The sequence below is a fragment of the Parendozoicomonas verongulae genome, from assembly GCF_009711465.1.
GTDB lineage: Bacteria > Pseudomonadota > Gammaproteobacteria > Pseudomonadales > Endozoicomonadaceae > Sansalvadorimonas > Sansalvadorimonas verongulae.
The window spans coordinates 1,145-2,344 of sequence record NZ_SMME01000688.1 but is presented as its reverse complement, the minus strand read 5'-3'; the positions used below and the strand labels follow the sequence as shown (position 1 = coordinate 2,344).

At 53.8% G+C, this 1,200-nt stretch carries 1 protein-coding gene; it reads right to left on the bottom strand.

The genetic code is table 11. The annotated features are described in order from the left end of the window. Positions 1 to 1,147: hypothetical protein (locus E1189_RS02870; RefSeq protein ID WP_196221114.1), on the bottom strand; the 1,147-nt coding region annotated here is incomplete at its 3' end. Between the last annotated feature and the right edge of the window lie 53 nt (positions 1,148 to 1,200).

Sequence of the window (1,200 nt, the reverse complement as noted above, 5' to 3'; positions counted from 1 at the left end):
CCTGAGTGCGCAGCCGGGTAAAGATGTCCAAGGCCATTCTCAGGCTGTCTGTGTCCCCCATGGCTCGGAGTAGTTTGCCCAGTGTTAACTCGATATCCTTGTCATCACAAGGGGAGTCCACCTGCCCCCCAGCCGCTATGCGCTGTCGGGTAAAGATCTCCAGGGCTGCTTTCAGATTATCCGTGCCTCCCATGATCTGAAGATGTCTGCCCAGTGTTAACTCGATATTCTTGTCATCACAGGGAGTGTTTGCCTGCCCCCCAGCTGCACGTCTGCGCATCCGGGTAAAGATGTCCAGAGCTGCTTTAAGATTGTCTGTGCCACCCATGATCTGGAGGTGTCTGCCCAGTGTTAACTCAATCTCCTTGTCCTCACAGGAAGGCCGCTTATATAGCCGGGTAAAGATGGCCAGAGCTGCTCTCATATTGTCTGTACCACCCACGAGCTGGTAATGCCTGCCCAGTGTTAACTCTATCTCCTTGTCATCACAGGGGGTGTCCGTCTGCCCCCCGGCTGCCCGCCTGCGCAGCCGGGTAAATATGTCCAGAGCTGCTTTCAGGTTGTCTGCGCTCCCCATAACCTGCAGGTGCCTGCCCAGGGCCAGTTCGATCTCTTTGTCATGACAGGGAGTGTTTGCCAGCCCTCTGGCTGCCTGGGTGCGCAGCCGGATAAATATCTCCAGGGCCGCTCTCAGGTTATTCGTTCCCCCCATGAGCTGGAGATGCCGGCCCAGTGTTAACTCAATATCTTTATCATCACAGGGAGTATCCTCCTGCCCTCCGGCTGTCCGGGTACGTAGCTGGGTAAATATGTCCAGGGCTGTTCTCAGGTTACTCGCGCCCCCCATGGCCTGGAGGTGTCTACCCAGTGTCAGCTCGATATCCTTATCATCACACGGGGTGTTCATCTGCCCATTAGCCGCCTGAGTGCGCAGATGGATATAAATATCCAGAGCCGTTATCAGGTTGTCTGCGCCCCCCATGATCTGAAGGTGTCTGCCCAGAGCCAGTCCATTGATTTTTTCATCATGGGGGGATGATGAATAATTCTCATAAAGATGTTGAAACAGTGGTAAAGCTTCAGTGAGGTGACCTCTCGCCTGTAAAGCCCGCCCCTTTGCCATCATCACGCCTTTATCGTTCTGCACATTCTGTGGAAGAGAATTGACGTACCTGATACACCCATCAATATCGTTAAGAA